24 protein-coding genes and 1 pseudogene are annotated in these 25,615 nt (G+C 59.8%); 14 read left to right on the plus strand and 11 right to left on the minus strand.

Annotation, left to right across the window (positions count from 1 at the left end):
* Positions 1-67 precede the first annotated feature (67 nt).
* On the minus strand, positions 68-1,498 hold the full coding sequence (locus HK44_RS23305) for a PLP-dependent aminotransferase family protein (protein WP_019694265.1): 1,431 nt from the start codon (positions 1,496-1,498) through the stop codon (positions 68-70).
* A gap of 178 nt (positions 1,499-1,676) precedes the next feature.
* Here HK44_RS23305 and HK44_RS23310 point away from each other — a divergent pair, with 178 nt between their 5' ends.
* A complete protein-coding gene (locus HK44_RS23310; protein WP_019694264.1) occupies positions 1,677-1,922 on the plus strand; it encodes a DUF1127 domain-containing protein in 246 nt (81 codons plus the stop codon).
* A gap of 135 nt (positions 1,923-2,057) precedes the next feature.
* Here the strand turns inward: HK44_RS23310 and HK44_RS23315 are convergent, their stop codons facing one another.
* Positions 2,058-3,371 carry an NAD(P)/FAD-dependent oxidoreductase gene (locus HK44_RS23315; protein WP_019694263.1) on the minus strand — a complete coding sequence of 438 codons (1,314 nt, stop codon included), beginning with the start codon at positions 3,369-3,371 and terminating at the stop codon, positions 2,058-2,060.
* Between the two features lie 149 nt (positions 3,372-3,520).
* On the opposite strand from HK44_RS23315, the gene HK44_RS23320 reads away from it, so the two are divergent.
* On the plus strand, positions 3,521-3,874 hold the full coding sequence (locus tag HK44_RS23320) for a YkgJ family cysteine cluster protein (protein ID WP_019694262.1): 354 nt from the start codon (positions 3,521-3,523) through the stop codon (positions 3,872-3,874).
* 163 nt (positions 3,875-4,037) lie between these two features.
* On the opposite strand, the gene HK44_RS23325 is transcribed toward HK44_RS23320, so the two are convergent.
* On the minus strand, positions 4,038-4,526 hold the full coding sequence (locus tag HK44_RS23325; protein ID WP_003206849.1) for an Lrp/AsnC ligand binding domain-containing protein: 489 nt from the start codon (positions 4,524-4,526) through the stop codon (positions 4,038-4,040).
* A gap of 156 nt (positions 4,527-4,682) precedes the next feature.
* On the opposite strand from HK44_RS23325, the gene dadA reads away from it, so the two are divergent.
* From dadA to HK44_RS23355, 6 genes are all read left to right on the plus strand, one after another.
* Positions 4,683-5,987, plus strand: a complete 1,305-nt coding sequence (dadA, locus tag HK44_RS23330) for a D-amino acid dehydrogenase (protein ID WP_019694261.1) — start codon at positions 4,683-4,685, stop codon at positions 5,985-5,987.
* A complete protein-coding gene (locus HK44_RS23335) occupies positions 5,959-6,312 on the plus strand; it encodes a RidA family protein (protein ID WP_019694260.1) in 354 nt (117 codons plus the stop codon). Before dadA ends, HK44_RS23335 begins: the two co-directional genes overlap by 29 nt.
* A 102-nt stretch (positions 6,313-6,414) precedes the next feature.
* The gene (gene alr, locus HK44_RS23340; protein WP_019694259.1) at positions 6,415-7,488 is read left to right on the plus strand and encodes an alanine racemase; all 1,074 of its coding nucleotides are present in this window, start codon (positions 6,415-6,417) and stop codon (positions 7,486-7,488) included.
* A 127-nt stretch (positions 7,489-7,615) separates the two neighbouring features.
* Entirely contained in the window at positions 7,616-8,164 is a 549-nt protein-coding gene (locus HK44_RS23345; RefSeq protein ID WP_019694258.1) for a cupin domain-containing protein, read from the plus strand.
* A 183-nt stretch (positions 8,165-8,347) separates the two neighbouring features.
* Positions 8,348-8,764 (plus strand): c-type cytochrome, encoded by a 417-nt coding sequence (locus HK44_RS23350; RefSeq protein ID WP_019694257.1) that lies wholly within the window; start codon positions 8,348-8,350, stop codon positions 8,762-8,764.
* A gap of 134 nt (positions 8,765-8,898) precedes the next feature.
* On the plus strand, positions 8,899-10,821 hold the full coding sequence (locus HK44_RS23355) for an acetyl-CoA hydrolase/transferase C-terminal domain-containing protein (RefSeq protein WP_019694256.1): 1,923 nt from the start codon (positions 8,899-8,901) through the stop codon (positions 10,819-10,821).
* A 127-nt stretch (positions 10,822-10,948) separates the two neighbouring features.
* Here HK44_RS23355 and HK44_RS23360 read toward each other — a convergent pair whose 3' ends face one another.
* Together HK44_RS23360 and rep are read right to left on the minus strand one after the other, a co-directional pair.
* A complete protein-coding gene (locus tag HK44_RS23360) occupies positions 10,949-11,521 on the minus strand; it encodes a xanthine phosphoribosyltransferase (protein ID WP_019694255.1) in 573 nt (190 codons plus the stop codon).
* Positions 11,522-11,578: 57 nt separating this feature from the next.
* Positions 11,579-13,588, minus strand: coding sequence for a DNA helicase Rep (gene rep, locus HK44_RS23365; RefSeq protein ID WP_019694254.1), 2,010 nt, complete (start codon positions 13,586-13,588; stop codon positions 11,579-11,581).
* Between the two features lie 181 nt (positions 13,589-13,769).
* Here rep and HK44_RS23370 point away from each other — a divergent pair, with 181 nt between their 5' ends.
* Complete coding sequence (locus tag HK44_RS23370; protein WP_019694253.1) at positions 13,770-15,443, plus strand: putative bifunctional diguanylate cyclase/phosphodiesterase; 1,674 nt, start codon at positions 13,770-13,772, stop codon at positions 15,441-15,443.
* Positions 15,444-15,577: 134 nt separating this feature from the next.
* Here the strand turns inward: HK44_RS23370 and HK44_RS23375 are convergent, their stop codons facing one another.
* A complete protein-coding gene (locus HK44_RS23375) occupies positions 15,578-16,975 on the minus strand; it encodes a NorM family multidrug efflux MATE transporter (RefSeq protein WP_024265143.1) in 1,398 nt (465 codons plus the stop codon).
* Between the two features lie 158 nt (positions 16,976-17,133).
* On the opposite strand from HK44_RS23375, the gene HK44_RS23380 reads away from it, so the two are divergent.
* Together HK44_RS23380 and HK44_RS23385 are read left to right on the plus strand one after the other, a co-directional pair.
* Positions 17,134-18,054, plus strand: a complete 921-nt coding sequence (locus HK44_RS23380) for a LysR substrate-binding domain-containing protein (protein ID WP_019694251.1) — start codon at positions 17,134-17,136, stop codon at positions 18,052-18,054.
* A 138-nt stretch (positions 18,055-18,192) separates the two neighbouring features.
* Positions 18,193-19,407 carry an aldose 1-epimerase family protein gene (locus HK44_RS23385; RefSeq protein WP_019694250.1) on the plus strand — a complete coding sequence of 405 codons (1,215 nt, stop codon included), beginning with the start codon at positions 18,193-18,195 and terminating at the stop codon, positions 19,405-19,407.
* A gap of 6 nt (positions 19,408-19,413) precedes the next feature.
* Here the strand turns inward: HK44_RS23385 and HK44_RS23390 are convergent, their stop codons facing one another.
* From HK44_RS23390 to HK44_RS23400, 3 genes are all read right to left on the minus strand, one after another.
* Positions 19,414-20,907: a YifB family Mg chelatase-like AAA ATPase gene (locus tag HK44_RS23390; RefSeq protein ID WP_024265144.1), complete on the minus strand. Its 1,494-nt coding sequence runs from the start codon at positions 20,905-20,907 to the stop codon at positions 19,414-19,416.
* A 157-nt stretch (positions 20,908-21,064) separates the two neighbouring features.
* Positions 21,065-21,235, minus strand: coding sequence for a hypothetical protein (locus HK44_RS23395; RefSeq protein WP_019694248.1), 171 nt, complete (start codon positions 21,233-21,235; stop codon positions 21,065-21,067).
* A gap of 34 nt (positions 21,236-21,269) precedes the next feature.
* Complete coding sequence (locus HK44_RS23400; RefSeq protein WP_019694247.1) at positions 21,270-21,806, minus strand: hypothetical protein; 537 nt, start codon at positions 21,804-21,806, stop codon at positions 21,270-21,272.
* A 193-nt stretch (positions 21,807-21,999) separates the two neighbouring features.
* Here HK44_RS23400 and HK44_RS23405 point away from each other — a divergent pair, with 193 nt between their 5' ends.
* The gene (locus tag HK44_RS23405; protein ID WP_019694246.1) at positions 22,000-22,278 is read left to right on the plus strand and encodes a HigA family addiction module antitoxin; all 279 of its coding nucleotides are present in this window, start codon (positions 22,000-22,002) and stop codon (positions 22,276-22,278) included.
* Here the strand turns inward: HK44_RS23405 and HK44_RS23410 are convergent.
* Both HK44_RS23410 and HK44_RS23415 read right to left on the minus strand, forming a co-directional pair.
* Positions 22,275-22,801, minus strand: a pseudogene (locus HK44_RS23410) (BRO-N domain-containing protein). The gene HK44_RS23405 and the pseudogene HK44_RS23410 sit on opposite strands and share 4 nt — an antisense overlap.
* A 383-nt stretch (positions 22,802-23,184) precedes the next feature.
* The gene (locus HK44_RS23415) at positions 23,185-23,445 is read right to left on the minus strand and encodes an accessory factor UbiK family protein (protein ID WP_019694245.1); all 261 of its coding nucleotides are present in this window, start codon (positions 23,443-23,445) and stop codon (positions 23,185-23,187) included.
* A 413-nt stretch (positions 23,446-23,858) separates the two neighbouring features.
* Here HK44_RS23415 and glnK point away from each other — a divergent pair, with 413 nt between their 5' ends.
* A complete protein-coding gene (glnK, locus tag HK44_RS23420; protein WP_002555808.1) occupies positions 23,859-24,197 on the plus strand; it encodes a P-II family nitrogen regulator in 339 nt (112 codons plus the stop codon).
* 33 nt (positions 24,198-24,230) lie between these two features.
* The gene (locus HK44_RS23425; RefSeq protein ID WP_019694244.1) at positions 24,231-25,568 is read left to right on the plus strand and encodes an ammonium transporter; all 1,338 of its coding nucleotides are present in this window, start codon (positions 24,231-24,233) and stop codon (positions 25,566-25,568) included.
* Positions 25,569-25,615: the final 47 nt, after the last annotated feature.

Raw genomic sequence — 25,615 nt, forward strand, 5'->3', positions numbered from 1 at the left:
GCAGGATCCGGAGTATGGCACGGCATTTGGCAAGGCTCCGTGAATGCTCAAGCGTCGGTTGATGGCGTCATATGTCCTGGTGATGCTCGGCCAGTAGCTTGATCGCTGCCGCGCCGACCTTGCGCACCGCCTCTTCAATCAGCGGTGTCGGTTTGGCCGAGTAGTTCATGCGCAGGCAATTGCGGTACTTGCCCGAGGCGGAAAAAATACTGCCGACGGCAATCTGTACGCCTTGGTCGATCAGCGCACGATTCAGTTTCAGTGTGTCGAAACCTTCCGGCAGTTCAACCCACAGCATGAAGCTGCCTTGCGGACGGCTGGCGCGGGTGCCGGCGGGAAAGTAGCGGCTGACCCAGTCGAGCATCAGGTCGCGATTTCGCTGGTATTGCGTGCGCATCCGCCGCAAATGCGGTTCGAAGTGCCCGCCCTTGAGGAATTCGGCAATCGCAATTTGTGGCTGTGGGGCGGTGGAGCCGGTGCTGATGTATTTCATGTGCAGCGCCCGCTCCAGGTACCGGCCCGGCGCGACCCAACCGATGCGCAGCCCCGGCGCCAAGGTCTTGGAAAACGAGCTGCAGAGCAGGACGCGGCCGTCTTCGTCGAAGGATTTGATCGTGCGGGGACGCGGGTAGGTGTAGGCCAGTTCGCCATACACATCGTCTTCGATGATTGCCACATCGAAGCGCTGTGCCAAGGTCAGCAGCGCCCGTTTGCGCGCCTCCGGCATGATGTAGCCCAACGGGTTGTTGCAGTTGGGGGTCAACTGTATGGCTTTGATCGGCCACTGTTCCAGTGCCAGTTCCAGCGCCTCGAGGCTGATCCCGGTGAGCGGATCGGTGGGAATCTCCAGGGCTTTCATGCCCAGCCCTTTGAGGGTCTGCATGGCGCCGTGAAAGCTTGGTGAGTCGACGGCCACGATGTCGCCCGGTTCGCAGATCGCGCGAATGCTGGTGGACAGCGCTTCGTGGCAACCGGTGGTGATCACCAGGTCGTTGGCGCTCAACTGGCAGCCGGAATCGAGCATCAAGCGGGCAATCTGTTCACGCAGTTCGAGGGTGCCGTAGATGTTGTCGTAATACAGGCCTGGCATGTCCTGCCGCCGGCTGATCCGCGCCAGTCCGCGCAACAGGGGCTTCATGGTCGGCGTAGTGATGTCCGGCATGCCGCGCCCGAGCTGCACGACGTCCTTGCGCGGGACGGCGCGGATCAGCTCCAGCACCTGATCCCACTGGGAAATGTCCACCGGGCGCTGAGCCGGGCGGCCAACGACGGGCAACTCCGGTAGCTCGCGCCCGGCCGGAACGAAATAGCCGGATTTCGGCTTCGGCATTGCCAGCCCACTGTCTTCCAGTACCCGATAGGCCTGCTGCACCGTGCTCAGGCTGACCCCGTGCTCGACACTCAATGCCCGCACCGAAGGCAGTCGGTCACCCGGACGGTAGAAGCCCTGTTCGATGCGCGTGCCGAGCAATTCGGCGAGGTTGACGTAAAGGGTCATGGTGCAGCCTCGGTGAAGAGATTCAGGGGACCAGTACAGATGGGGCAAAAATACAGGATTCAGTCGCTAAAACGGGAAATCTGTATGGAGGTAATACAGCCACTTTGAATCTGTAACGGGTTTACCGGCCCGCGCATCATGGAATCTCTGGTGACCCAAGTAAACAGGAGCAATCAAAATGAACGGCTTGAGCGATGTGCGGCTGACGTTACACAGTCAGGAACTGGAGGCAGGGCAGGAAAAGAGCATGCGCGCGGCAACGATGCGAAATGCCCCGTCCGGTCTCGGTCGCTGGGGGCTGTTCTGGCATCGTTTGCACACGCGCAAGGCCTTGCTTGAGCTTTCGCCCGAGCAGTTGCGCGATGTGGGGCTGAGTCGTGAGCAGGTGCGGGAGGAGGGGCTTAAACCCTTTTGGAGGCTTTGAGCTATTTGGCGCTCTCGCGGCCCAATCGCGGGCAAGCCTTGCTCCTACAGGGATGGTATCCGTCATGCGATCAACGCTGGACCTGTAGGAGCAAGGTTTGCCCGCGATGGCGTCCGTAGGGGCGCAAAGAATCTTTCAGACCAACTCTTTCATCCGGTGCCACAACATCCCCAACGCCAACAACGGCGAACGCAAATACTTCCCGCCCGGAAAGGTAATGTGCGGCACCTTGGCGAACAGATCGAACCCCCCACCTTGCTGACCGCTGATGGCTTCGGCCAGCAGCTTGCCCGCCAGGTGGGTGGCGTTCAGCCCATGGCCGGAGTAGGCCTGGGCGTAATACACATTCGGCTGGTCCTTGAGCCGACCGATCTGCGGCAGGCGGTTGGCGCCGATGCCGATCATCCCGCCCCATTGATAGTCGATCTGCACCCCGGCCAGTTGCGGGAAGACGTCGAGCATCTTCGGGCGCATATACGCGGCGATGTTCGCCGGATCGCGACCGGAATAGTGGCAGGCGCCGCCGAACAGCAAGCGCCGATCCGCCGAGAGCCGGTAGTAGTCCAACGCCACTCGCTGATCGCAGACCGCCATGTTCTGCGGTAGTAATGCGTGGGCCTGCGCTGCGCTCAAGGGTTCGGTGGCGATGATGTAACTGCCGGCGGGCAGCACTTTGCCGCTGAGTTCGGGGTTCAGGTCGTTGAGGTAGGCGTTGCAGCCCAACACCAGGGTCCTGGCACGGACCGAGCCTTGCGCGATGTGGACCTTGACCTCGCTGCCATAGTCGATGCGGGTCACGGCCGATTGCTCGAACAGCTTCACGCCCAGTTGCTGCGCCGCAGCGGCTTCGCCCAAGGCCAGATTCAGCGGGTGCAGATGCCCGGAGCCCATGTCGATCAGGCCACCGACGTAGCGGTCGGAACCGACCACGCTGTGCATTTCATGGGCTTGCAGCAGTCGGGTCTCATGGCGATAGCCGAGGCTGCGCAGCTCGGCCGCGTCTTCGGCGAAACCTTCAAGGTCGCGAGGTTTGTTGGCCAGGTCGCAGTAACCCCAGGTCAGGTCGCAGGCGATCTGAAAATGCTCGATCCGTTGCCGGACAATTTCCACCGCTTCCAGGCCCATGAGTTTCATCTGACGGACGCCGTCCGTGCCGATCACCTCGGCAAACTGATCAAGGCCATGACCCACGCCGCGAATCAGTTGCCCGCCGTTGCGCCCACTGGCGCCCCAGCCGATCTTGCGCGCTTCGAGCAGCACCACGCTGAGGCCGAGTTCGGCCAGCTCGATGGCGGTGTTCAGCCCGGAGAACCCGCCGCCCACCACGCACACGTCCGCCAGCAGTTCACCTTTGAGTTCCGGATAGTCGGGTTGCGGCAGGCTGCTGGCGGCGTAGTAAGACGCCGTGTGCCGGTTGTTCGGGGCAGGTTGCGGAACGCGGGCGTTCATGTGCGTCATCCGGGTTTCGTGTGTTTAGTAAATTTTACGGAGCATAAGCCGGACCTTTCGGCATGGGCAACACTGGTCGGCTAATGCTGTCTGGCGCGAGGCTTTTAGGGCAAAATCCCACTCTGTTCACTTTCCCGGTACTCGCTTCGATGAGCTGCAACAGTCAGAAAATCCGCGCTCTTCGCCAGCAAATCCCCTCATTCGAGTGCGTGCCCGGCTGCCATGACTGCTGTGGCCCGGTGACCACTTCGCCAGAAGAAATGTCGCGCCTGCCGCGTAAGACCAGGGCCGAGCAGGACGCCGCGATGGATGAACTGAACTGTGTGCACCTGGGCCCTGATGGTTGCACGGTGTATGAAGAGCGGCCGTTGATCTGTCGGCTGTTCGGCACCACCAAGACCCTGCCGTGCCCCAATGGCCGCCGCCCGGTGGAGTTGATCCACCCTCGGGTCGAGAAGCAGATCCATGAATACATGGCCAGCACCCGGCAAGTCCTCGTTTAGAAGCCCCGTTGCTTCAGGTAGACCGAGTCGCTTCAATCGCGAGCAGGCTCGCTCCCACATGGGGTCCTGCCGTACACAAAACAGTGCCCACTGAAAATCTACTGTGGGAGCGAGCCTGCTCGCGATGGCGCCCGTCCAGGCAACCATTTCCTCAGGTCTGACCTCAATCCGGAATCGGCAGGTTCAGGCTCTCTTTCACTTCTTCCATCACGATATAGCTCTTGGACTCACGCACGTGGGGCAATTTGAGCAGGATGTCGCCCAGCAGTTTGCGGTACGAGGCCATCTCGGAAATCCGCGCCTTCACCAGATAGTCGAAATCCCCTGACACCAGGTGGCATTCCAGCACGTGCGGCAGTTTCAGCACGGCGCGTCGGAACTCTTCGAAGGTATCGCCGGACTTGTAGTCGAGGCTGATCTCGACGAACACCAGCAGGCTGCCCTTGAGGTGCTGCGGGTTGAGCCGGGCGTTGTAGCCCATGATGATCCCTTCGCGCTCCAGGCGTCGCACCCGCTCAGTGCAGGGCGTGGTCGACAACCCGACTTTTTCCCCTAGCTCGGTAAACGAAATTCGCCCGTCCGCCTGAAGGATGCGCAGGATATTGCGGTCGATCTTGTCCAGCTCGCGCTTGGTCTGAGTATTGGTCCGCATAGGGGATGCGCCTCCGTAAAAAGCGATTTTGCCGAGAATTGTCGCCAAATATAGGCACTTATATAGTGAAAAGCACTGGCGAATGTTTTTTACACTGCGCACATCTGTGATTTGAACAACAAACGTCAGCGGTAAGCCGCGATGAGGGATATTAAAATGCGCGTTCTGGTCTTGGGTAGCGGCGTCATCGGTACCGCCAGTGCCTACTATCTGGCTCGGGCCGGGTTTGAAGTGGTGGTCGTCGATCGTCAACCGGCTGCTGCCATGGAAACCAGTTTCGCCAACGCAGGGCAAGTCTCGCCGGGTTACGCCTCGCCGTGGGCTGCACCGGGCGTGCCGCTCAAAGCCATCAAATGGCTGCTGCAACGCCACGCACCGCTGGCGATCAAGGCCACCGCCGATATCGACCAATACCTGTGGATGGCGCAGATGTTGCGCAACTGCACCGCGAGCCGTTATGCGGTGAACAAGGAGCGCATGGTCCGTCTGTCCGAGTACAGCCGCGACTGCCTCGATGAACTGCGTGCTGAAACCGGCATTGCCTACGAAGGCCGCACGCTGGGGACCACTCAACTGTTCCGCACTCAGGCGCAGCTCGATGGCGCGGCAAAAGACATCGCCGTCCTGAAAGAGTCCGGCGTGCCCTTTGAACTGCTCGACCGCGCCGGTATTGCCCGCGTCGAACCGGCGCTGGCCAGCGTGACCGATATCCTCGCCGGTGCCCTGCGCCTGCCGAACGACCAGACCGGTGACTGCCAGATCTTCACCACGCGCCTGGCCGAAATGGCGGTGAAACTGGGCGTGGAGTTCCGCTTTGACCAGGACATTCAGCGCCTCGACTACGCCGGTGACCGGATTAACGGCGTGTGGATCGACGGCAAGCTGGAAACTGCCGACCGCTACGTATTGGCGCTCGGCAGCTACTCGCCGAAGTTGCTCAAGCCGTTGGGCATCAAGGCCCCGGTGTACCCGCTCAAGGGCTACTCGCTGACCGTGCCGATCACAAATCCGGCGATGGCCCCGACGTCGACCATTCTCGACGAGACCTACAAGGTTGCGATCACCCGTTTCGACACCCGGATTCGTGTCGGTGGCATGGCTGAGATAGCCGGTTTTGACCTGTCGCTGAACCCGCGTCGACGTGAAACGCTGGAGATGATCGTCAACGATCTTTATCCTCAGGGCGGTGACCTGGCCGAGGCGAGTTTCTGGACCGGTCTGCGTCCGACCACGCCGGACGGCACGCCGATCGTTGGCGCCACGCCGTTCAAGAACCTGTTCCTGAACACCGGTCACGGCACACTCGGCTGGACCATGGCGTGTGGCTCCGGCCGCTTGCTGGCTGACCTGATGGCGAAGAAAACGCCGCAGATCAGTGCCGAAGGCCTCGATATTTCCCGTTATGGCAACACCCCAAAGGAGTCTGAAAAGCATGTCAATCCAGCGCCAGCTCACCAATGAGCGCATGAGCCAGATCGTTGTCCACAACGGTACCGTGTATCTGGCCGGGCAAGTCGGCGACGACATGAATGCCGGGATTGAACAGCAGACTCGTGAAACCCTCGCCAACATCGAGCGTTTGCTGGATCTGGCCGGGACCGACAAGACCAGATTGCTGTCGGTGACGATTTACCTGAAAGACATCGACGCCCATTTCAAGGGCATGAACAGTGTCTGGGACACTTGGTTGCCAAAGAACGTCGCGCCCGCCCGTGCGACGGTTGAAGCCAAGCTGTGCGAACCGGAAATACTGATTGAGCTGTCGGTAGTGGCTGCTCTGCCTTAGGGTCTGTTTAAGCAATGATCCCTCTCCCGGTGCTGTTGGCGGTTCACGCCGTCAGTCAGCGCCGGTTTTTTCTTCCTCATGACCGCCTAGAAGTCTGCCGCCATGCGTCCTGCCCGTGCCCTGATCGACCTTCAAGCCCTGCGTCATAACTATCAACTGGCCCGTGAAGTCTCGGGGGCGCGCGCCCTCGCAGTAATCAAGGCCGATGCCTATGGCCATGGCGCGGTGCGCTGTGCCCAGGCCCTGGAGGCCGAGGCGGACGGTTTCGCCGTGGCCTGTATCGAAGAAGCCCTGGAACTGCGCGCCGCCGGTATTCGTGCGCCGGTCCTGCTGCTCGAAGGCTTTTTTGAAGCCGATGAGCTGTCGCTGATCGTTGAGCATGATTTCTGGTGTGTGGTGCATTCGCTGTGGCAGCTCGAAGCGCTCGAGAAAGCCGCGTTGAGCAAGCCGATCACGGTCTGGCTCAAACTTGATTCGGGCATGCACCGGGTCGGCCTGCATCCAGCGGATTATCAGGCGGCGTATCAGCGTTTGCTGGCCAGCGGCAAGGTCTCGAAGATCGTGCTGATGAGTCACTTTGCGCGTGCCGATGAGCTGCATAGCCGTAGTGCGGCAGAGCAGGTTGCGGTGTTTGAAGCGGCGCGCCTGGGCTTGTCGGCACAGGTCAGCTTGTGTAACTCGCCGGCGGTGCTGGGCTGGCCGCAGGTGCCGAGCGATTGGGTTCGCCCCGGCATCATGCTCTATGGCGCGACACCTTTTGAAGAAGCCAATCCCGTGGCGGCACGCTTGCAACCTGTGATGACCCTGGAATCGAAAGTCATCAGCGTGCGCGAACTGCCGGCCGGTGAGCCGGTGGGCTATGGGGCGAAGTTCATCACCCAGAAGCCAATGCGCATCGGCGTGGTTGCCATGGGCTATGCCGACGGTTATCCGCGTCAGGCGCCTACCGGCACGCCAGTGTTGGTGGCCGGGCAGCGCAGCCAGCTGCTGGGACGGGTATCGATGGACATGCTCTGCATCGATTTGACCGATGTGCCGCAGGCCGGTCTTGGTTCTACCGTCGAATTGTGGGGTAAAAACATCCTCGCCAGCGACGTTGCCATGGCTGCCGAGACCATTCCCTACCAGATCTTCTGCAACCTGCGTCGCGTACCACGGCTCTATTCCGGGAGCTGAGGCGGGCTGCCGAGACCGGAAGTCGCTTTGCTGAACGGGATTCAGACCCAAGTGTTGTAAATACTGAACGCTGTCGCCATGATAACGCTCACTATCCACACAATCTGAATCCTGGGAGGCTAATGCATTGGACGTCGGTGAACGACTGCAATCGATCCGTAAACTGAAAGGTCTATCCCAGCGAGAGCTCGCCAAGCGGGCAGGCGTTACCAATAGCACCATTTCAATGATCGAGAAAAACAGCGTCAGCCCCTCGATCAGTTCGCTGAGGAAGGTCCTTGGCGGCATCCCCATGTCCATGGTCGAGTTTTTTTCCGAAGAGATTCTTCAGGAAAAACCGACGCAGATCGTCTACAAGGCCAATGAACTGATCGATATCTCCGATGGCGCCGTGACCATGAAACTGGTCGGCAAGGCTCATCCGAGCCGTGCTATCGCGTTCCTCAACGAGATCTACCCGCCAGGCGCCGATACCGGTGAAGAGATGCTCACCCACGAGGGCGAGGAAACCGGAATTCTGCTCGAGGGTCGGCTGGAATTGGTGGTCGGGCTCGAGACATTCGTGCTCGAGGCCGGTGACAGCTACTATTTCGAAAGCACCAAACCGCACCGTTTTCGAAATCCGTTTGATGCGCCTGCGCGACTAATCAGCGCAGCCACGCCTGCGAATTTCTAGGAAAAGAGGCGTCCGGCAAGGTTTTGCGAGTCGCCCCATGCTGTATTTCGCCACGACTTAATACCCCTTGGACTTTAGGGTTGTTTCAGTGTGGCGGGCTAACCGTTATACTTGCGCCCGCCTGCGAAACCGTGGCCGTGGGCGTGACTAGCCACCATTGAGGGTGTACGCGTGAATCTAATTATGAAAATGCTGGCCGCACCAGCAACCGTATTGGCCCTTTGGGCAGTCAGCGCTCAAGCGTCGACCACTGACGATATCGCCAAACGCCTTGAGCCTGTCGGCCAGGTCTGTGTACAAGGTCAGGAGTGCAAGGGGATGGAAGTCGCCGCTTCGGTAGGCGGCGGTGCAGCGAAAACTCCCGATGAAATCATTGCCAAACATTGCAATGCTTGCCACGGCACGGGTCTGCTGGGCGCACCGAAAATCGGTGATGCTGCAGACTGGAAAAAACGCGCCGACAAAGAAGGCGGCACTGCTGCTGGCCTGGCGAAAGTAGCGTTGACAGGTCTCAATGCGATGCCACCAAAAGGCACCTGCAGCGACTGCGAAGTGAAAGACCTTGAAGGCGCCATCCAGAAGATGTCCGGCCTGAAATAAGCCCCGTCTTCAGCGAAAAAGCCGCTTGCGAGCGGCTTTTTTGTACCTGGGATTTGATCTCGAGACTGGTCATCGCGATCAGGACGCGGCAAGCTCGAACCGACCTCAATTCATGGACAGGTCGGGAGGGTCTGATGGTGCAGTCGGTATCAATCGAACAGGCAGTCGATGATGTGCTCGCACGTTTGCCAGCGCATATACACCTTGGCCTGCCGCTGGGGCTGGGCAAACCCAACCGCTTCGTCAACGCGCTGTATCAGCGCATCGCCCGGTTGCCCGAGCGGCAGCTGACGGTCTACACCGCGTTGAGCCTGGGTCGTCCGGCATTGGGCGACGGCTTGCAGCGGCGCTTTCTGGGGCCCTTCGTCGAGCGGGTGTTTGGCGACTATCCCGAGCTGGATTTTCTCGCCGACCTGCACCGCGACAGCCTCCCGGCGAACATTCACATCGAGCAGTTCTTCCTGCAGCCCGGCAGCTTGCTGCACAGCGCATCGGCGCAGCAGGACTATGTCAGCAGCAACTACAGCCACGCCGCCCGGGACATCAACGCCGCCGGGTTGAACCTGGTGGCGCAACTGGTGGCGCATGACCCGCAACAGCCGGATCGACTGAGCTTGAGCTGCAACCCGGACATCACCCTCGACCTGTTGCCAATGATCGCCAAACGCCGCGTTGCCGGGGAAACCATTCTGCTGCTCGGCCAGGTTCACCAGGATCTGCCGTACATGCCGGGGGACTCGGAAGTCGACCGTGACGTGTTCGATTTGCTGATCGACGAGGAGGAGGGCAGTACGCTGTTTTCCACGCCGAACATGCCGGTGGGCGTTCAGGATCATTTCATCGGCCTGCACGCCAGTACCCTGGTGCGGGACGGCGGCACCCTGCAAATCGGCATCGGTGCCATGGGCGATGCGCTGACCGCCGCGTTGCTGTCACGGCAGGCAGATAACGACGGCTACCGTGCGCTGTTGACGGACCTTGACGCGCATTACTGGGCACCGTTGATCAGCCGAGAAGGCGGCGTGGAGCCTTTTGCCAAGGGGCTTTATGGTTGCAGCGAGATGTTCGTCAACGGTCTGCTGGCGTTGTCCGATGCCGGGATCGTGCGGCGCAAGGTTTATCCGAGCGTTGCCCTGCAACAACAAGCCAATGCCGGCACCCTGGATGAGTCGGCTCAAGTGGGCGGCATTTCGATACACGGGGGATTTTTCCTCGGGCCGCGCAGTTTCTATCAGCGGTTGCGGGATTTACCCGACAGCAAGCTCGCTGAATTCAACATGACCGCCATCAGCTACATCAACGAACTGTACGGTCAGGAAGAACTAAAACGCTTGCAGCGCCGGGATGCGCGTTTCATCAACAGCGCGTTCACCATGACCCTGCTCGGCGCCGGTGTCGCTGATCAATTGGAAGACGGGCGGGTGCTCAGCGGTGTCGGCGGACAATACAACTTTGTCGTCCAGGGCCATGCGCTGGAGGGGGCGCGCTCGATTCTGATCCTGCGCAGCTGGCGTGAGTCGGGCGGTGACGTGAGCTCGAACATCGTCTGGACGTACGGCCACTGCACGATTCCACGGCACTTGCGCGATATTGTGATCACCGAATACGGCATCGCCGATTTACGTGGCAAGACCGACGCCAAGGTAATTGAGGCGTTGCTCAACATCAGCGATTCACGCTTCCAGCCAGGCTTGATCGAACAGGCGCAGAAGGCCGGCAAGTTGCCGAAGGATTTTTGCCTTGATCCGCGTTTCACCGACAACAGCCCGCAGCGCTTGCAGGCGATTGCTGCGCGGCATCCTCGGTTGTTTCCGGAGTATCCGTTGGGCAGTGATTTCAGCAGCGAAGAGCGGGATTTGTTGCGGGCGCTGAACTGGCTCAAGAGCAAGTTCAAACTCACCGAGATTCTGGAACTGGGCAAGGCTGCGCTGGATGCGCCGGAACCCTCGGAGTACCCGGTTCATCTGGAGCGGATGCAGCTGACGAAGCCTGAGGGCTTGAAGGAGGACTTGTATCAGCGGTTGCTGCTGGCAGGCCTGAAGGCTACCGCGAAGTAACCATTCACACAGAACAATTGTGGGAGCGAGCCTGCTCGCGATAGGGCCTTGTCAGTCAACATTGATGCCAGCTGACACTCCGTCATCGCGAGCAGGCTCGCTCCCACAGGGGATATGCGGTGTGGGGCTATTCGATAAAGGTCACAACGCCGCCGGCCAGGGATTTAACCCGCGCCAGGGATTCGACGCGGTAGCCTTGCGCGTCCAGTTCGGCGCGGCCGCCCTGGAACGACTTCTCGATCACGATACCCAAACCTGCCACGGTGGCGCCGGCCTGTTTGATGATCGAGATCAGCGCCTGCGACGCCTTACCGTTGGCCAGGAAGTCGTCGATGATCAGTACGCGGTCGCTGCTGGTCAGATGACGTGGAGAGATGGCCACGGTGCTTTCGGTCTGCTTGGTGAACGAGTAAACGGTCGCCGACAGCAGGTTTTCGGTCAGGGTCAGGGACTGGTGCTTGCGGGCGAAGATCACCGGCACGCCGAGGTTCAGACCGGTCATGATCGCCGGAGCAATGCCCGACGCTTCGATGGTGACGATCTTGGTGATCCCCGAATCCTTGAACAGCGTGGCGAATTCGTCGCCGATCAGCTTCATCAATTGCGGGTCGATCTGGTGGTTCAGAAAGGCGTCGACTTTCAGGACCTGGTCGGAAAGCACGATGCCTTCTTCGCGAATCTTCTTGTGCAGTGCTTCCACAGCAGCTTCCTCTGTTGGCGCTACGGGCGCCGAAAGTAGATTAAAAAGTAGCCGATTCTAGCGTTTTAACATCGCGCGTATATCCGCCAATGCACTATTGCCACGCACGGCTTTGACTTCGGTCGGGGTGTCGTCGTTGCCTTCCCACGCCAGGTCGTCCGGCGGCAGTTCATCGAGGAAGCGGCTTGGCGAGCAGTCGATGATTTCGCCGTACTGTTTGCGCTTGGCGGCAAAGGTGAACGCCAGAGTCTGGCGTGCGCGGGTAATCCCGACGTAGGCCAGACGCCGCTCTTCTTCGATGGTGTCGGCTTCAATGCTGGAGCGGTGCGGGAGGATTTCCTCTTCCATGCCCATGATGAACACGTAGGGGAATTCCAGGCCCTTGGAGGCGTGCAGGGTCATCATCTGCACGCCTTCGGCGCCGTCTTCCTCTTCCTGCTGACGTTCAAGCATGTCGCGCAAGACCAGCTTGCCGATTGCGTCTTCGACGGTCATTTCGCCGTCTTCGTCTTTTTCCAGGGTGTTTTTCAACGCCTCGATCAGGAACCAGACGTTACCCATGCGGTAGTCGGCGGCCTTGTCACTGGAACTGTTGGTACGCAGCCAGTTCTCGTAGTCGATGTCCATGACCATGCTGCGCAGGGCGGAGATCGGGTCTTCGCCGGCACACTGCTCGCGCACGCGGTCCATGAAGCGCTTGAAGCGCGCCAGACGATCGGTGAAGCGGTTGTCCAGGTGCTCACCCAGGCCGATTTCATCGGTCGCGGCATACATCGAGATCTTGCGTTCAGTCGCGTAGTTGCCGAGTTTTTCCAGCGTGGTCGAACCGATTTCCCGGCGTGGGACGTTGATCACCCGCAGGAAGGCGTTGTCGTCATCCGGGTTCACGATCAGGCGGAAGTAGGCCATCAGGTCTTTGACTTCCTGGCGTCCGAAGAAACTGTTGCCACCGGAAAGACGATAAGGAACCTGGTGGTGTTGCAGCTTCAGCTCGATCAGCTTGGCCTGATAGTTACCGCGGTAGAGGATCGCGAAATCGCTGTACGGGCGGTCGGTGCGCAGGTGCAGGCTGAGGATTTCCACGGCCACGCGCTCGGCTTCGGCGTCTTCGTTGCGGCAGCGGATCACCCGGATCTCGTCGCCGTGGCCCATCTCGCTCCACAGCTGTTTTTCAAACTCGTGGGGATTGTTCGAGATCAGCACGTTGGCGCAGCGCAGGATACGGCTGGTGGAGCGGTAGTTTTGCTCCAGCATCACCACTTTCAAGGACGGGTAGTCGTCCTTGAGCAGCATCAGGTTTTCCGGGCGCGCACCGCGCCAGGCGTAGATCGACTGGTCATCGTCGCCGACCACGGTGAACTGGTTGCGCGTGCCGATCAGCAATTTCACCAGCAGGTACTGGCTGGCGTTGGTGTCCTGGTATTCGTCCACCAGCAGGTAGCGGACTTTGTTCTGCCACTTTTCGAGAATGTCGGCGTGTTCCTGGAACAGCTTCACAGGCAGCAGGATCAGGTCGTCGAAGTCCACTGCGTTGAACGCCTTGAGCGTGCGCTGGTAGTGGGTATAGACGATGGCGGCGGTCTGCTCCTTGGGGTTGCGGGCGTTTTCCAGGGCTTCGGGCGGCAGGATCAGATCGTTCTTCCAGGCGCCGATCATGTTCTTGATCTCGTCGACGCCATCGTCGCCCGAGTATTCCTTTTGCATAATGTCGGTCATCAGGGCTTTGACGTCGGTCTCGTCGAAAATCGAGAAACCGGGTTTGTAGCCCAGCCGCACATGCTCCTTGCGGATGATGTTCAGCCCAAGGTTGTGGAACGTGCACACCGTCAGACCGCGTCCTTCACCCCCCTTGAGCAAGCTGCCGACCCGCTCCTTCATCTCGCGCGCGGCCTTGTTGGTAAAGGTCATGGCGACGATGTACTGGGCGCGAATGCCACAGCTCTGGATCAGGTGGGCGATTTTACGGGTAATGACACTGGTCTTGCCGGAGCCAGCACCGGCGAGCACCAAAAGAGGGCCGCCGACGTAGCTCACGGCTTCTTGCTGCCGGGGATTGAGTCGGGACATGACGGAAAAAGGAGTCGTTTGCGAAAAGGGCGGGCATTTTAACAGGATGCACAGATTCTGCCGCCTCTCTCCGACTTGTGACGTACCACGCTATCTAAATTTGCCGGTTTTGTTACTTTCCCGCAGGATGCGTGCTGAAATGCCCGCCGCCAACATCTTTTGCAGAGTCTAGGGAGCTAGCTTGTCTACGCCTGTCGAACCCTTGCGTTTGCTGCTACTGGCTGAAGAGCCAGCGTGGACAGCGTTGTTACGCGAGTGTCTGGCTCCTATGGGGAGCTCGGCTGTACTGATCAGTGCACCGACCTGGGAGTCGGTGAGCAGTCTATTTGCTGACAACCGCAATGCAGTCCTGTTGACCATTCCGGCGCTTCAACCGGAGCCGGGCCGTTGCAGCCTGCCGACGGTGCTGTTGCTCGAACATGAACCGTCCACCCCACCGGACGGCGTCAGCGACTGGCTGGTTCGCGATGTGCTGGATGTGGATACATTGCGCCGCTGCCTGCGCCATGTGCGTGAGCGTGGCGTGCTCGAAAACACCCTGCAGCGTCTCGCTGAGCAGGACCCGCTGACCGGGATTGCCAACCGCCAGGGGTTTCAGACCCTGCTGGCGGCGCGTTTGGCGGAGAATGACGGCCGTGGCCTGGCGCTGGGGCACCTCGACCTCGACAACTTCCGACACGCCAACGACGCCCTCGGCCACCAGGCCGGTGACCGGCTGATCCTGCAAGTGGTCTCGCGGCTCAAGAGCCAACTTGAGGCCGGTGATCAACTGGCGCGTCTGGGCAGCGACGAATTCGCCTTGCTCATCGATACCCGCCGCGCGCCACAACGCGCCGAGTGGATGGCCGAGCGCATCACCGAAGTCATGGCCGAACCTTACTGGGTTGACGGTGAAAGCCTGTTGATCGGTTGCAGCCTGGGCATCGCCCACGCACGAGCGCAGGCGGGTGCCGACCCGCTGATGTGGCACGCGCATATCGCCATGCAACAGGCCAAAAGCACCCAAGGCTGCACCTTTCATATCTTCAATGAACGCATCAACCGCAATGCGCGCAGCCTTGCCGATCTTGAAAGCGAACTGCGCCGGGCCTTGCGCCGCGATGAGCTGGAACTGCATTACCAGCCGCGGCTGAACCTCGACGACGGGCAAATTGTCGGCCTCGAGGCTCTGGTGCGCTGGCGCCATGGCGAGCGCGGGCTGCTGCCGCCGAGCGAGTTCGTGCCGCTGGCGGAGCAGAGCGGTTTGATCGTGCCGCTGGGGTACTGGGTGATTTCCCGTGCCTTGCGCGACATGCAGGTGTTACGTGAACGCGGTTTGCCGCCGTTGCACATGGCGGTCAACCTGTCGTTCCGGCAGTTTCAGGACAGTCAGCTGCTGTCGACGTTGAGTCGGCTGATTGCCGAGCGCGGCGTCGAAGCGCAGTGGCTGGAATTCGAACTGACAGAAACCGCCGTGATGCGCCGCAGTGATCTGGTCAAACAGACCATGGATGCTTTGGGGCGTCTGGGCGTGCGTTTCTCCCTGGACGACTTCGGCACCGGTTTCTCGTCGTTCGTGCACCTCAACAGCCTGCCGATTGCCTTGCTGAAGATCGACAAAAGCTTTGTCGGTGGCATGGAGACGCGTGAGGAAAATCGCAAACTGGTCCACGCGATGATCAACCTGGCTCACAACCTCAATCTGGAAGTGGTCGCCGAGGGCGTTGAAACTCCTGAACAGCTTGAGCTGCTGCGCGGTTTTGGTTGTGATCAGGTGCAGGGTTACCTGATCAGCAAGCCGTTGCCGTTGACCGAGCTGGTTGAGTATCTGGCCTTCGGTTCCAGCCAACAGGCGATACTGGAAGTCGTGAGTTAACCGATCTGTCATCTGGCACGAACCCTTGTGGGAGCGAGCCTGCTCGCGATAGCGGAGTATCAGCCGACATCAATGTTGCCTGCATGGCCTCATCGCGAGCAGTCGAGCGTCGACCGGCTGCTCCCACAGGGAGTTCATTCTGTCTGGGGAATCTCGAAACCCGGCTGTGACGACGGTTCACGCCGGATCATCCGCTTCATCTTCCATTCGAACGCCAGCGTCAGGCTCACGGCCGAGCAGGCCAGGCCCAGCGCCAGCCCCCACCAGACGCCGGTCGGCCCCCAGTGGAGGTGGAAAGCCATCCACCACGCAGCCGGTGCGCCGATCAGCCAATAGCAGGCGAGGCCGACCAGGAAAGTAGTATTGGCGTCCTTCAGGCCGCGAATACAGCCCATGGCAATGGTTTGCGTGCCGTCGAAAAGCTCGAACCAGGCCGCCACCATCAACAGACTCACCGCAAGGTTGATCACTTCGCGAAACGCCGGGTCGTGATGGTCCAGGAACAACCCCACCAGTTGGTTTGGCAGCAGCCAGAAGACCATGGCAAACCCGAGCATCGCCGCGCCACCAAAGGCAATCCCGACCCGCCCGGCCAAGCGCGCATCGAGCAATTGCCCGGCGCCGTAGTGCTGGCCGATGCGCATGGTGATCGCATACGACAGCCCCGCCGGAATCATGAACGCCACCGAGACGATTTGCAGGGCGATCTGATGCGCCGCCAATTGCGTACTGCCCATGGTGCCCATGCACAACGCGGCAAACGCAAACAGGCCGACCTCCACGGCGTAGGTACCGCCAATCGGCAGGCCCAGACGCCACAGCTCGCGCAGGTACTGGCGATTGGGCCGTGACAGGCCTTTGCGCAGTGGGTATGCGTCGTAAGCCGGGTGCCGGCGAATATGCCAGGCCAGGCCCAGCGCCATGCAGTTGGCGACGATGGCGGTGACCAGACCAATTCCCATCAAGCCCATTTTCGGCAGGCCGAACATGCCGGTGATCAGCGCATAGTTGAGCAGAAAGTTGGCCACGGTCCCGGCGAGGCTGATGACCATCACCGGCGTCGTCCGGCCGATGGCGCTGGTAAAACCGCGCAAGGCCATGAAACTCAGGTAGCCGGGCAGGGCAAACGGCAGAATCAACAGGAATTGGCCGGCCGCGTGCACGTTGCTCTCAGTCTGGCCGAACAGCAGCAGCACCGGTTTGAGGTTCCACAGCAGCAGACCCGCCACCAGCGCCATCAACCACGCCAGCCAAAGCCCGGCCTGGGTCAGCCGCGTGGCGCCCTCGATGTCGCCGGCGCCCTGCCGGATCGCCACCAGCGTGCCGACCGCCGCGATCACGCCGATGCAGAAAATCGACACGAACGAATAGGTTGCCGCGCCCAGGCCACCACCGGCCAAGGCCTCCGGGCTGAGCCGGGCCATCATCAAGGTATCGGTGAGGATCATCAGCATGTGCGCCAACTGCGAGGCGATCAACGGCCCCGCCAGCCGCAGGATGGCCCAGAGTTCGGTACGTGCTGGATGCCGCATGATCATCACGCTCATTTAGTCTGACAAATCGGGAAGGGTTGATTCTCGGCGCTCGCAAGCGTTTGCACAAAGGGATAAAAACGATTGCTCGTATGACTAAAACTCATGCTGGAGAGTTTCTGATAAGGTTTCGGGGTCGCGCTATAGGAGCTTTCCTGATGTCTCGTCGTCTTCCTCCGTTGTATGCCCTTCGCGCTTTCGAGGCCGCGGCGCGGCACAGTTCGTTTACCCGTGCAGCAGAAGAGCTGTCGATTACCCAAAGCGCCGTCAGTCGCCATGTGCGTACGCTGGAGGAGCATTTTGCCTGTCGGCTGTTTCAGCGCAGCGGACGCAATCTGCAACTGACCGAGGCCGCGCGTTTGCTGCTGCCGGGCGTGCGTGAAGGTTTTGGCGCGCTGGAACGGGCCTGCAATACCTTGCGCGCCGAAGATGACGTCTTGCGCATGAAAGCCCCTTCAACCCTGACCATGCGCTGGCTGCTGGCGCGACTCAGCCGCTTCCGGCATTTGCAGCCTGGCAACGAGGTGCAACTGACCAGCGCCTGGATGGACGTCGACTCGGTGGACTTCAATCATGAACCGTTCGATTGCGCGGTGTTGCTGAGCAACGGGCATTTTCCGCCAGACTGGGAAGCCAGTTATCTGTTCCCCGAACTGCTGATCCCGGTCGGCTCACCGAATCTGTTGAATGATCAGCCGTGGGATGTCGAGCGGCTGGTCGGCACCGAATTGCTTCACCCGACTCCCGATCGTCGTGACTGGCGCAGCTGGCTGGAGCGCATGGGCCTGTCCGAGCAGGTGTCGCTCAAGGGCGGGCAGGTGTTCGACACGCTGGAGTTGGGGATGATCGCTGCTGCCCGGGGTTATGGAGTATCGATGGGCGACTTGCTGATGGTGGCCGAAGATGTGGCTCAGGGACGGCTGAGCTTGCCGTGGCCGACCGCCGTTGCCAGCGGCCTGAATTATTACCTGGTCTGGCCGAAAACCCGCCCCGGCGGTGAACGTTTGCGCCGCCTCAGCGACTTCCTTCAAGGCGAGGTCCAGGCCATGGAGTTGCCGGATGTCGAGCGCCTCGACTGAATCGATGTAACCGCCCCTACGGCGACCTGGTTAGCTGACGGTCGAGTGATGTCTTGCAGTGAATATGCTGTTTTTAAGCTTGCTGAATCGTTTCATCAGCGCTATAAAAATTGCACAACTCCAAGAAAGGCTCCTCTCATGACCCCGCTCAAACTGCTCGTCACCCTCGGCGCGATGACCGCTGCCTCCCAGGTCATGGCCTGGGATTACGTGCTGCTCGACACTGACAAGGCTGCCCAGAACCAGCAAATCACCAGCCAGCAGCTCGGTGTGAAAACCGACAAACCGTTCTCCGTGACCCTGCGCACTCTGCACGGCGGTCGGCAAGAGGGCGTCAGCATCGTCGACATTGATAACGGCACGATGAAACTCTCGGTGGTGCCGACCCGCGGGATGAACGTCCTGCAGGCGTCGGTAGGTCATGTGCGCATGGGCTGGGATTCGCCGGTCAAGGACGTGGTCAATCCGTCCTTTATCGAACTCAACGGGCGTGGCGGACTGGGCTGGCTCGAAGGCTTCAATGAACTGGTCGCCCGCTGCGGCTATGAATGGGTTGGCCACCCCGGCATGGACAGCGGCGAACTGCTGACCCTGCACGGCCGCGCCGCGAACATTCCAGCCAGCAAAGTCACGCTGCACATCGATGAAAAGCCGCCCTACGCCATCAGCCTGCGCGGCGAGCTGAAAGAGCAGGCGTTCAAGAAAGTCGACTTCTCGGTGATGACCGAACTGGTCACCGAACCTGGCAGTGTGCGCTTCGCCCTCAACGACACCCTGACCAACAACGGCGACTATCCAAAGGAATACCAGGCGCTCTACCACAGCAACTTCAGCACCCCGTTCCTGGAGCAGGGCGCTCGCTTCGCGGCGCCGGTGAAACAGGTGTCACCGTTCAACGACAAGGCCAAGGGGGATTTGCCCGACTGGCAAACCTACCGCGCGCCGACCAAGGACTACGACGAGACGGTTTACAACGTCGTGCCGTATGCCGATGCCAAGGGCGACACGCTGACGGTGCTGCACAACAAGGCGGGCAGCCTCGGGGTGTCGGTTGGCTTCAATACCAAGCAATTGCCGGTGTTTTCCCTGTGGAAAAACACCGATACCCAAGGCCAGGGCTATGTCACGGGGCTGGAGCCGGGGACGAGTTTTTCCTATAACCGCCGGTATCAGCGGCCACTGAACCTGGTGCCGACGATTGCGGCCAAGGAGCAGAAACAGTTCCAGATCAGCTACAGCTTGCTGGCGGATAAAGCGGCTGTGGATAAAGCGTTGAAGCGCGTGAGTGAAATTCAGGGGGCGCGGGAGACTGAGGTGCGGCAAACGCCGTTGGTGGATCTCACCAAGGAATAACCCCGACTAGTTTGCGCTCGGTCGATACTGCAGCGCTTCAGCCAGATGCTCGCGGGTGATGCCATCGACTTGCTCAAGGTCCGCCAGGGTGCGCGCCACCTTGAGCAGCCGATGGGCCGCCCGCAGCGACAGGGTCAATCGCTCGCACGCGGTTTCCAGCCAGTGTTCGTCGGTTGTGGACAGCGTGCAGTGTCGGCGCAGGCCGGGTAAATCGAGGAAAGCATTGGCACAGCCTTGGCGTTTGTATTGTCGCTCCCTTGCTTGTGCGACCAGGGCGGCGGCGGTTACGGTGTCATCGCCGGGTTTTAGCGCTGGATTCAACGCGGTGGCCTCGCGAGCAACCGTCAGGTGCAGATCAATTCGGTCCAGCAGTGGTCCCGACAGCTTATTCCGATAACGCTGGATCTGGTCCGGTGAGCAGCAACAGCGGCCGCTCGGCTCGCCAAGATATCCACAGGGGCACGGGTTCATGGCGGCCACCAGTTGAAAGCGCGCGGGGAAACGCACGCGGTCACGGGCTCGGGAAATCACGATGCATCCTGATTCCAGCGGTTCTCTCAGCACCTCCAGCACCTTGCGATCAAACTCCGGCAGCTCATCGAGGAACAGGACGCCGTGGTGGGCGAGGGTGATTTCACCGGGTTGTGGTTTCGAGCCCCCGCCCACCAGCGCCGGGCCGGATGCCGAATGGTGTGGCTGACGGAACGGTCGTTGCGGCCAATGGCTCAACGGCACACAACTGGTGACCGATTGAATCGCCGCGACTTCCAGCGCTTCACTCTCGGCCAGTGGTGGCAGCAGCCCGGGCAATCGACTCGCCAGCAGTGTTTTCCCCGTCCCCGGTGGCCCGCTGAACAGCAGGTTGTGAGCCCCCGCAGCAGCAATCAGTAATGCACGCTTGGCCGCAATCTGGCCCTGTACCTCATTTAAATCAGGGTAGGGTTTGCTGGCGTAGAGCAAACCATTGGACACATACGGATCTACAGGTGTGTGGCCATTGAAGTGCGCGACCGCCTCCAGCAGATGATCCACCGCAATAACCTTCAGTCCTGACGCCAGGCACGCTTCCTCGGCATTCGCCCGTGGCACCATCAACGATCGTCCGGCCTTGCGCGCCGCGAGTGCCGCCGGCAACACACCACGAACCGCCCGCACCGCGCCAGACAGCGCCAACTCACCGAGACACTCGACGTCGTCCAGCGTCAAAGTCGGCACCTGCACACTGGCAGCCAGAATCCCCAGAGCGATCGCCAGATCGAATCGCCCGCCGTCCTTCGGTAAATCGGCCGGGGCAAGATTCAAGGTGATACGCCGCGCCGGAAATTGCAGCCCGGAATTGATGATCGCACTGCGCACCCGGTCCTTGCTTTCCTTCACCGCGGCCTCCGGCAAACCCACCATCGTCAGCGACGGCAAGCCGTTGGCCAGATGGACTTCTACGGTGACGGCGGGCGCTTCCACGCCGACTTGGGCGCGGCTGTGGACGATGGCCAGAGACATGATCATTCCTTGAGCTTGCGAGAACCGCTTCCTGCGGTTTTTGAAGGGTAGTTGCGGCGTAGTGGTTTAGCGCGGCGGCTGAGGAGCGAAACCTTCGCAGGATGTTGCGGGTGTCGGCGTATAGAGTGCGAGAACGAAAAATCTATGGACGGAGGATTCAGGCTCGTATACCTGCAAGCAGGCCAGTAGGCTCCAGCTCTTTGCCATGAGCTGCTGCTACTTTCAGAAAGTGGCGCTGACTGGCAGAAACGTTGCCAGCTAAGCGGAGTGCCTCGGCATGATATTCGGCAACCATTAATGGCTTGGCCTTTTGTTTTTTGTGTTTCATAGACACCTCATGTGTCTCGATGCTTTGATTGATCTTATTGACCGTCCAGTGAAAAGACAAGACGGTTGGTTTTGTCAAAATCGAATCCAAGTTTTTGATAATAAGGAATGACGCCGGGGGCAGGCTCTTGTACTTCGATCTCACAGCACCCCAGCATCCGCGCGTAAAACTCTGTAACAAGTAGTGCCATCGGGGCGACCCATCCGCGAAGAGGGTGTGTATCGCTTGTTCGCCCCTGCAATAGGACAATCTTTATGCAGATGGTGCTTTTTCTTGGAGTCGCATAGCACAATCCGCATAGCTCTCCTTCATACCAAATAGCCAGATCCAGGCCTTTGGCATCTTTGCGCTTCCAGTCTGGGATGTTATCCCATGGGTACAGGACTGTTTCTCCCCACAGATGATATGCATCGATCGACTCCAGGGTGATCGGGTCAAACTTCAACGCTGACGCGTTGATTCCTGCGGCCTGAGCGTCCTTGTCATTCGACAAGGTCTTATATGCAAGCTTTCGAGCATCGGACTTGAACGTCTGGTTACGGAGCTCGGTGCCTTTTCCTTTTCGTCTCATTACTAGTGTTCTGTCGGGATCGAAGCGAAGAAGCGTAATGGACTGGAGTGGAGCTTATAAATCAGGCACGGGATCTGGTTTTTGTAGGGCCTGGCCTAGATAGATGAAGGACTTCGGTGAAAGAGCTCGGACGCTCTTGCTTGATCGAGGGTGCTGCTTATGATCAGCGCTGATCGAAAGCTCAGGAGCTGAAATGAAAAGTATTGGAATGCGCCCCGTGCACCCCGGCGAAATCCTCAGCGAGGAGTTTCTCGAGCTGGTGGGCATTTCGGCAGCGGGTTTGGCTAGCAGGTTGAATGAGTCTGTGGGTGTAATAACTGGCCTCGTGATGCAGATCATGGGTGTCAGTCCTGGCCGTGCAAAGAAGCTTTCCATCTGCCTGGAAACCACGCCCGAGTTCTGGTTGAGCCTGCAATCGACTTACGATCTGCGTAAGGCCGAAGTTGAGCGTGGTTGCGCCTTTGGTCATTAAAGCGACTGAAGCACCCGTGAAGCCCGCTTCCACCACGGGGCATTGACTGTACGTCGTGGTCGCTCCCCCTCCGGCAACATGTGTGGAACATCTTGCAACCGGATCCACGGCTGGTTGTTCCAGTGCAGCAAGCTCAGCGACATTTCCGGCCAGTTCAGCAGGCTCAGTATCGGCCGTTCGGTGGTGGCGGGTTGTTGGGCATCTCTGAGGGCTGGGACCACGTCGTGGGTCAGCCATTCGCGCAGGCTCCGGTATTCGGGCAGTAGTGATAAACCAGCAGCGCATAGACGCCGGATTCGCTGATCAGCAGCGTATGTTCGATGCAGCCGTGGATGTGCATTGTCACAGTTTGGTATTGATCAGGATCGAGTTTGCGTAGCGCGCGTTCGTCGAGGAAAAGTCGAAGTAACCGACCCAGGTCGCGGGCGCTGAACCAAGGCTGGTTTTCCAGTAGCAGGGCGTGGAGGTGGAGTTTGTGGCGGGTGAAGACGTGGGGGATCAGGTAGGCGTCATTGCTATTTATCGATGCAGCTCCTTTTGCTTAAGGGGCTGCCAGTAATCGTCGCCAAACGATTAGGTGGCAGCTATACGCGGGTTGGCGAACCGGAGCAAAAGGAATCCGGCAGACCCGAAGGTCTCCCACGCACAGCCGCCATGACTCGAGTCGACGGACAAAAAGAGTCCACCATCGGATGGTCGTCGTGCACCTTAAGCTTTCCAGGTCGCCAAACCCAGTGCTGAATATTCAGCTGGGGTGAGCTTAGGAACCGGGGCTTGGGGCGCAATCGGAAAGCAGTGGTGTTTTTGGAGGACTCAGCCTGGAAGTAGAGCTGAATCCAGAAATAGCGGGAGGGTCGTGCCGACCCTAATCGCGAGCAAGCTCGCTCCCACAGGGGATTTGTGGGGTCATTCAGCCGGTGGATTCAGCTTTGCTTCAAGCTCGGCGACTTTTGCCTCAAGGCTCTCAAGGCGTGCCCGGGTGCGTGCCAGGACGACCATCTGGCTGTCGAATTCTTCCCGGCTCACCAGGTCCAGTTTGCTGAAGCCGCTTTGCAGCAGGGCTTTGAACTGGCTTTCGAGTTCGCTTTTTGGCAGCGGGGTTTCGCCGCTGAACAGGCGGGAGGCGGTGCCGCTCAGGGCATCAAGGAAGTCTTTGGGTGCGAGCATGAGAAATGTCCTGGAAACAATGGCGGGCAGTGTATCACGCAGTGTCTATAGTCAATGGCGCGCGCACAGACGCACGCTTTTCGCGCATATTGCCGGGCGTTGTCGCACCGTTGTTGTGCGTATTGGTGGTGGCGATTGGGCATTGGCGCCCGCAGCAGCGGCCAAGGGATTGAAATCAGTGGTTTTTCACGAGATGGCAAGCTTTCTGCTTAGTCCCTTGTGACCCATGCACTGATGCAGTCGCTGTGACGAATGCAGTGCGGCAGGCGGAGCGGGGAGTTTCGTCAGGAGCGGTTAACTGGGGTCAGTCGGAGAGTAGGGCCGACGATGCGTTACAAAGCCAGGCACTGCGCTTAGACTTGAGTCGGGTTTGTTTTCCTGGGGCAAGTCCACCAATTCGGGAGAGAGTTTTCATGAAGCTAGTCACTGCCATCATCAAGCCGTTCAAACTGGACGACGTACGCGAGTCGTTGTCCGAGATCGGCGTGCAGGGCATTACCGTCACTGAGGTCAAAGGCTTCGGTCGGCAGAAGGGTCACACCGAGCTGTATCGCGGCGCGGAATACGTGGTCGATTTCCTGCCCAAGGTGAAGATCGATGTCGCCATTGACGACAAGGATCTGGACCGGGTTATCGAGGCGATAACCAAGGCGGCCAACACCGGCAAGATTGGTGACGGCAAGATCTTCGTGGTCAATCTGGAACAGGCTATTCGCATCCGTACGGGCGAAACCGATACCGACGCAATCTAAGCCACCAAACCCAACGCCCCAGGAGAAAACAAAATGACTCTGCGTAAATTCGCAGGGCTAGGAGCCCTGTTGTCCATCGTAATGCCCGGCCTGGCCATGGCGGCAGATCCGGTGGCTCCTCCAGTCCTCAATTCCGGCGATACCGCCTGGATGTTGACCTCTACTGCCCTCGTGCTGTTTATGACCATTCCAGGCCTTGCGCTGTTCTACGGCGGCATGGTTCGTTCCAAAAACGTTCTTTCGTTGATGATGCAGTGCTTCGCCATTACCGGCCTGGTCACCATCCTGTGGTTCCTTTATGGCTACAGCATGGCGTTTGACACGACGGGTATGGAAGTCAACGTCGTCAACCTCAATTCCTTTGTCGGCAGCTTCGCCAAGGCGTTCCTTGCCGGCATCACGCCCGCCAGTATTACCGGGCCTACGGCGCTGTTTCCCGAGGCGGTGTTTGTCACCTATCAGATGACCTTCGCCATCATCACCCCGGCGCTGATCGTCGGTGCCTTCGCCGAGCGGATGAAATTCTCCGCGATGCTGGTGTTCATGGGCATCTGGTTCACCGTGGTTTACGCGCCGATCGCGCACATGGTCTGGAGCGGTCCGGGTTCGCTGTTGGGCGACTGGGGCGTGCTCGACTTCGCGGGCGGCACCGTGGTCCACATCAACGCCGGTGTCGCTGGTCTGGTGGCGTGCCTGGTACTGGGCAAGCGCAAAGGCTTCCCGACCACTCCGATGGCTCCGCACAACCTCGGTTACACCCTGATGGGCGCCGCGATGTTGTGGGTTGGCTGGTTCGGTTTCAACGCAGGTTCTGCCGCAGCCGCCAACGGCACTGCCGGTATGGCCATGCTGGTGACTCAGATCGCGACTGCCGCAGCGGCTTTGGGCTGGATGTTCGCCGAGTGGCTGACCCACGGCAAACCTAGCGCACTGGGTATCGCTTCGGGCGTGGTTGCCGGTCTGGTTGCGATCACTCCGGCTGCGGGCACCGTTGGCCCGATGGGCTCGATGATCATCGGTCTGGCAGCGGGTGTGGTGTGCTTCTTCTGCGCCACGACCCTGAAACGCAAAATGGGTTACGACGACTCCCTCGACGCCTTCGGCGTGCACGGTATCGGCGGTATCCTCGGCGCGATCCTCACGGGTGTATTCGCGGCTCCGTCGCTGGGTGGCTTCGGCACTGTGACCGACATCGCGGCACAAGTCTGGATTCAGTGCAAAGGCGTGGGTTTCACGGTGATCTACACCGCGATCGCTACGTTCGTCATCCTCAAGGTGCTCGACGCTGTCATGGGACTGCGCATTACCGAGGAAGAAGAGTCGGTGGGTATCGATCTGGCACTTCACAACGAGCGCGGCTACAACATGTAAGCAAGCGCATAAAAATTTGCCCGGCTTGCCGGGCATTTTTTTGTCTG

Origin of the sequence: Pseudomonas fluorescens HK44, assembly GCF_000217955.3 — a bacterium.
Classification (GTDB): domain Bacteria; phylum Pseudomonadota; class Gammaproteobacteria; order Pseudomonadales; family Pseudomonadaceae; genus Aquipseudomonas; species Aquipseudomonas fluorescens_AQ.

Excerpts from the sequence above, each read along its gene's own strand:
- HK44_RS23310 (WP_019694264.1), top strand. The coding sequence starts at position 1,677 with ATGAACGGCTTGAGCGATGTGCGGCTGACGTTACACAGTCAGGAACTG.
- HK44_RS23315 (WP_019694263.1), bottom strand. The coding sequence starts at position 3,371 with ATGAACGCCCGCGTTCCGCAACCTGCCCCGAACAACCGGCACACGGCG.
- HK44_RS23325 (WP_003206849.1), bottom strand. The coding sequence starts at position 4,526 with ATGCGGACCAATACTCAGACCAAGCGCGAGCTGGACAAGATCGACCGC.
- HK44_RS23335 (WP_019694260.1), top strand. The coding sequence starts at position 5,959 with ATGTCAATCCAGCGCCAGCTCACCAATGAGCGCATGAGCCAGATCGTT.
- HK44_RS23390 (WP_024265144.1), bottom strand. The coding sequence starts at position 20,907 with ATGTCTCTGGCCATCGTCCACAGCCGCGCCCAAGTCGGCGTGGAAGCG.
- HK44_RS23380 (WP_019694251.1), top strand. The coding sequence starts at position 17,134 with ATGTCTCGTCGTCTTCCTCCGTTGTATGCCCTTCGCGCTTTCGAGGCC.
- rep (WP_019694254.1), bottom strand. The coding sequence starts at position 13,588 with ATGTCCCGACTCAATCCCCGGCAGCAAGAAGCCGTGAGCTACGTCGGC.
- HK44_RS23305 (WP_019694265.1), bottom strand. The coding sequence starts at position 1,498 with ATGACCCTTTACGTCAACCTCGCCGAATTGCTCGGCACGCGCATCGAA.
- glnK (WP_002555808.1), top strand. The coding sequence starts at position 23,859 with ATGAAGCTAGTCACTGCCATCATCAAGCCGTTCAAACTGGACGACGTA.
- HK44_RS23395 (WP_019694248.1), bottom strand. The coding sequence starts at position 21,235 with ATGAAACACAAAAAACAAAAGGCCAAGCCATTAATGGTTGCCGAATAT.
- dadA (WP_019694261.1), top strand. The coding sequence starts at position 4,683 with ATGCGCGTTCTGGTCTTGGGTAGCGGCGTCATCGGTACCGCCAGTGCC.
- HK44_RS23320 (WP_019694262.1), top strand. The coding sequence starts at position 3,521 with ATGAGCTGCAACAGTCAGAAAATCCGCGCTCTTCGCCAGCAAATCCCC.
- HK44_RS23350 (WP_019694257.1), top strand. The coding sequence starts at position 8,348 with ATGAAAATGCTGGCCGCACCAGCAACCGTATTGGCCCTTTGGGCAGTC.
- HK44_RS23400 (WP_019694247.1), bottom strand. The coding sequence starts at position 21,806 with ATGAGACGAAAAGGAAAAGGCACCGAGCTCCGTAACCAGACGTTCAAG.
- HK44_RS23425 (WP_019694244.1), top strand. The coding sequence starts at position 24,231 with ATGACTCTGCGTAAATTCGCAGGGCTAGGAGCCCTGTTGTCCATCGTA.
- HK44_RS23355 (WP_019694256.1), top strand. The coding sequence starts at position 8,899 with ATGGTGCAGTCGGTATCAATCGAACAGGCAGTCGATGATGTGCTCGCA.
- HK44_RS23375 (WP_024265143.1), bottom strand. The coding sequence starts at position 16,975 with ATGCGGCATCCAGCACGTACCGAACTCTGGGCCATCCTGCGGCTGGCG.
- alr (WP_019694259.1), top strand. The coding sequence starts at position 6,415 with ATGCGTCCTGCCCGTGCCCTGATCGACCTTCAAGCCCTGCGTCATAAC.
- HK44_RS23415 (WP_019694245.1), bottom strand. The coding sequence starts at position 23,445 with ATGCTCGCACCCAAAGACTTCCTTGATGCCCTGAGCGGCACCGCCTCC.
- HK44_RS23385 (WP_019694250.1), top strand. The coding sequence starts at position 18,193 with ATGACCCCGCTCAAACTGCTCGTCACCCTCGGCGCGATGACCGCTGCC.
- HK44_RS23405 (WP_019694246.1), top strand. The coding sequence starts at position 22,000 with ATGAAAAGTATTGGAATGCGCCCCGTGCACCCCGGCGAAATCCTCAGC.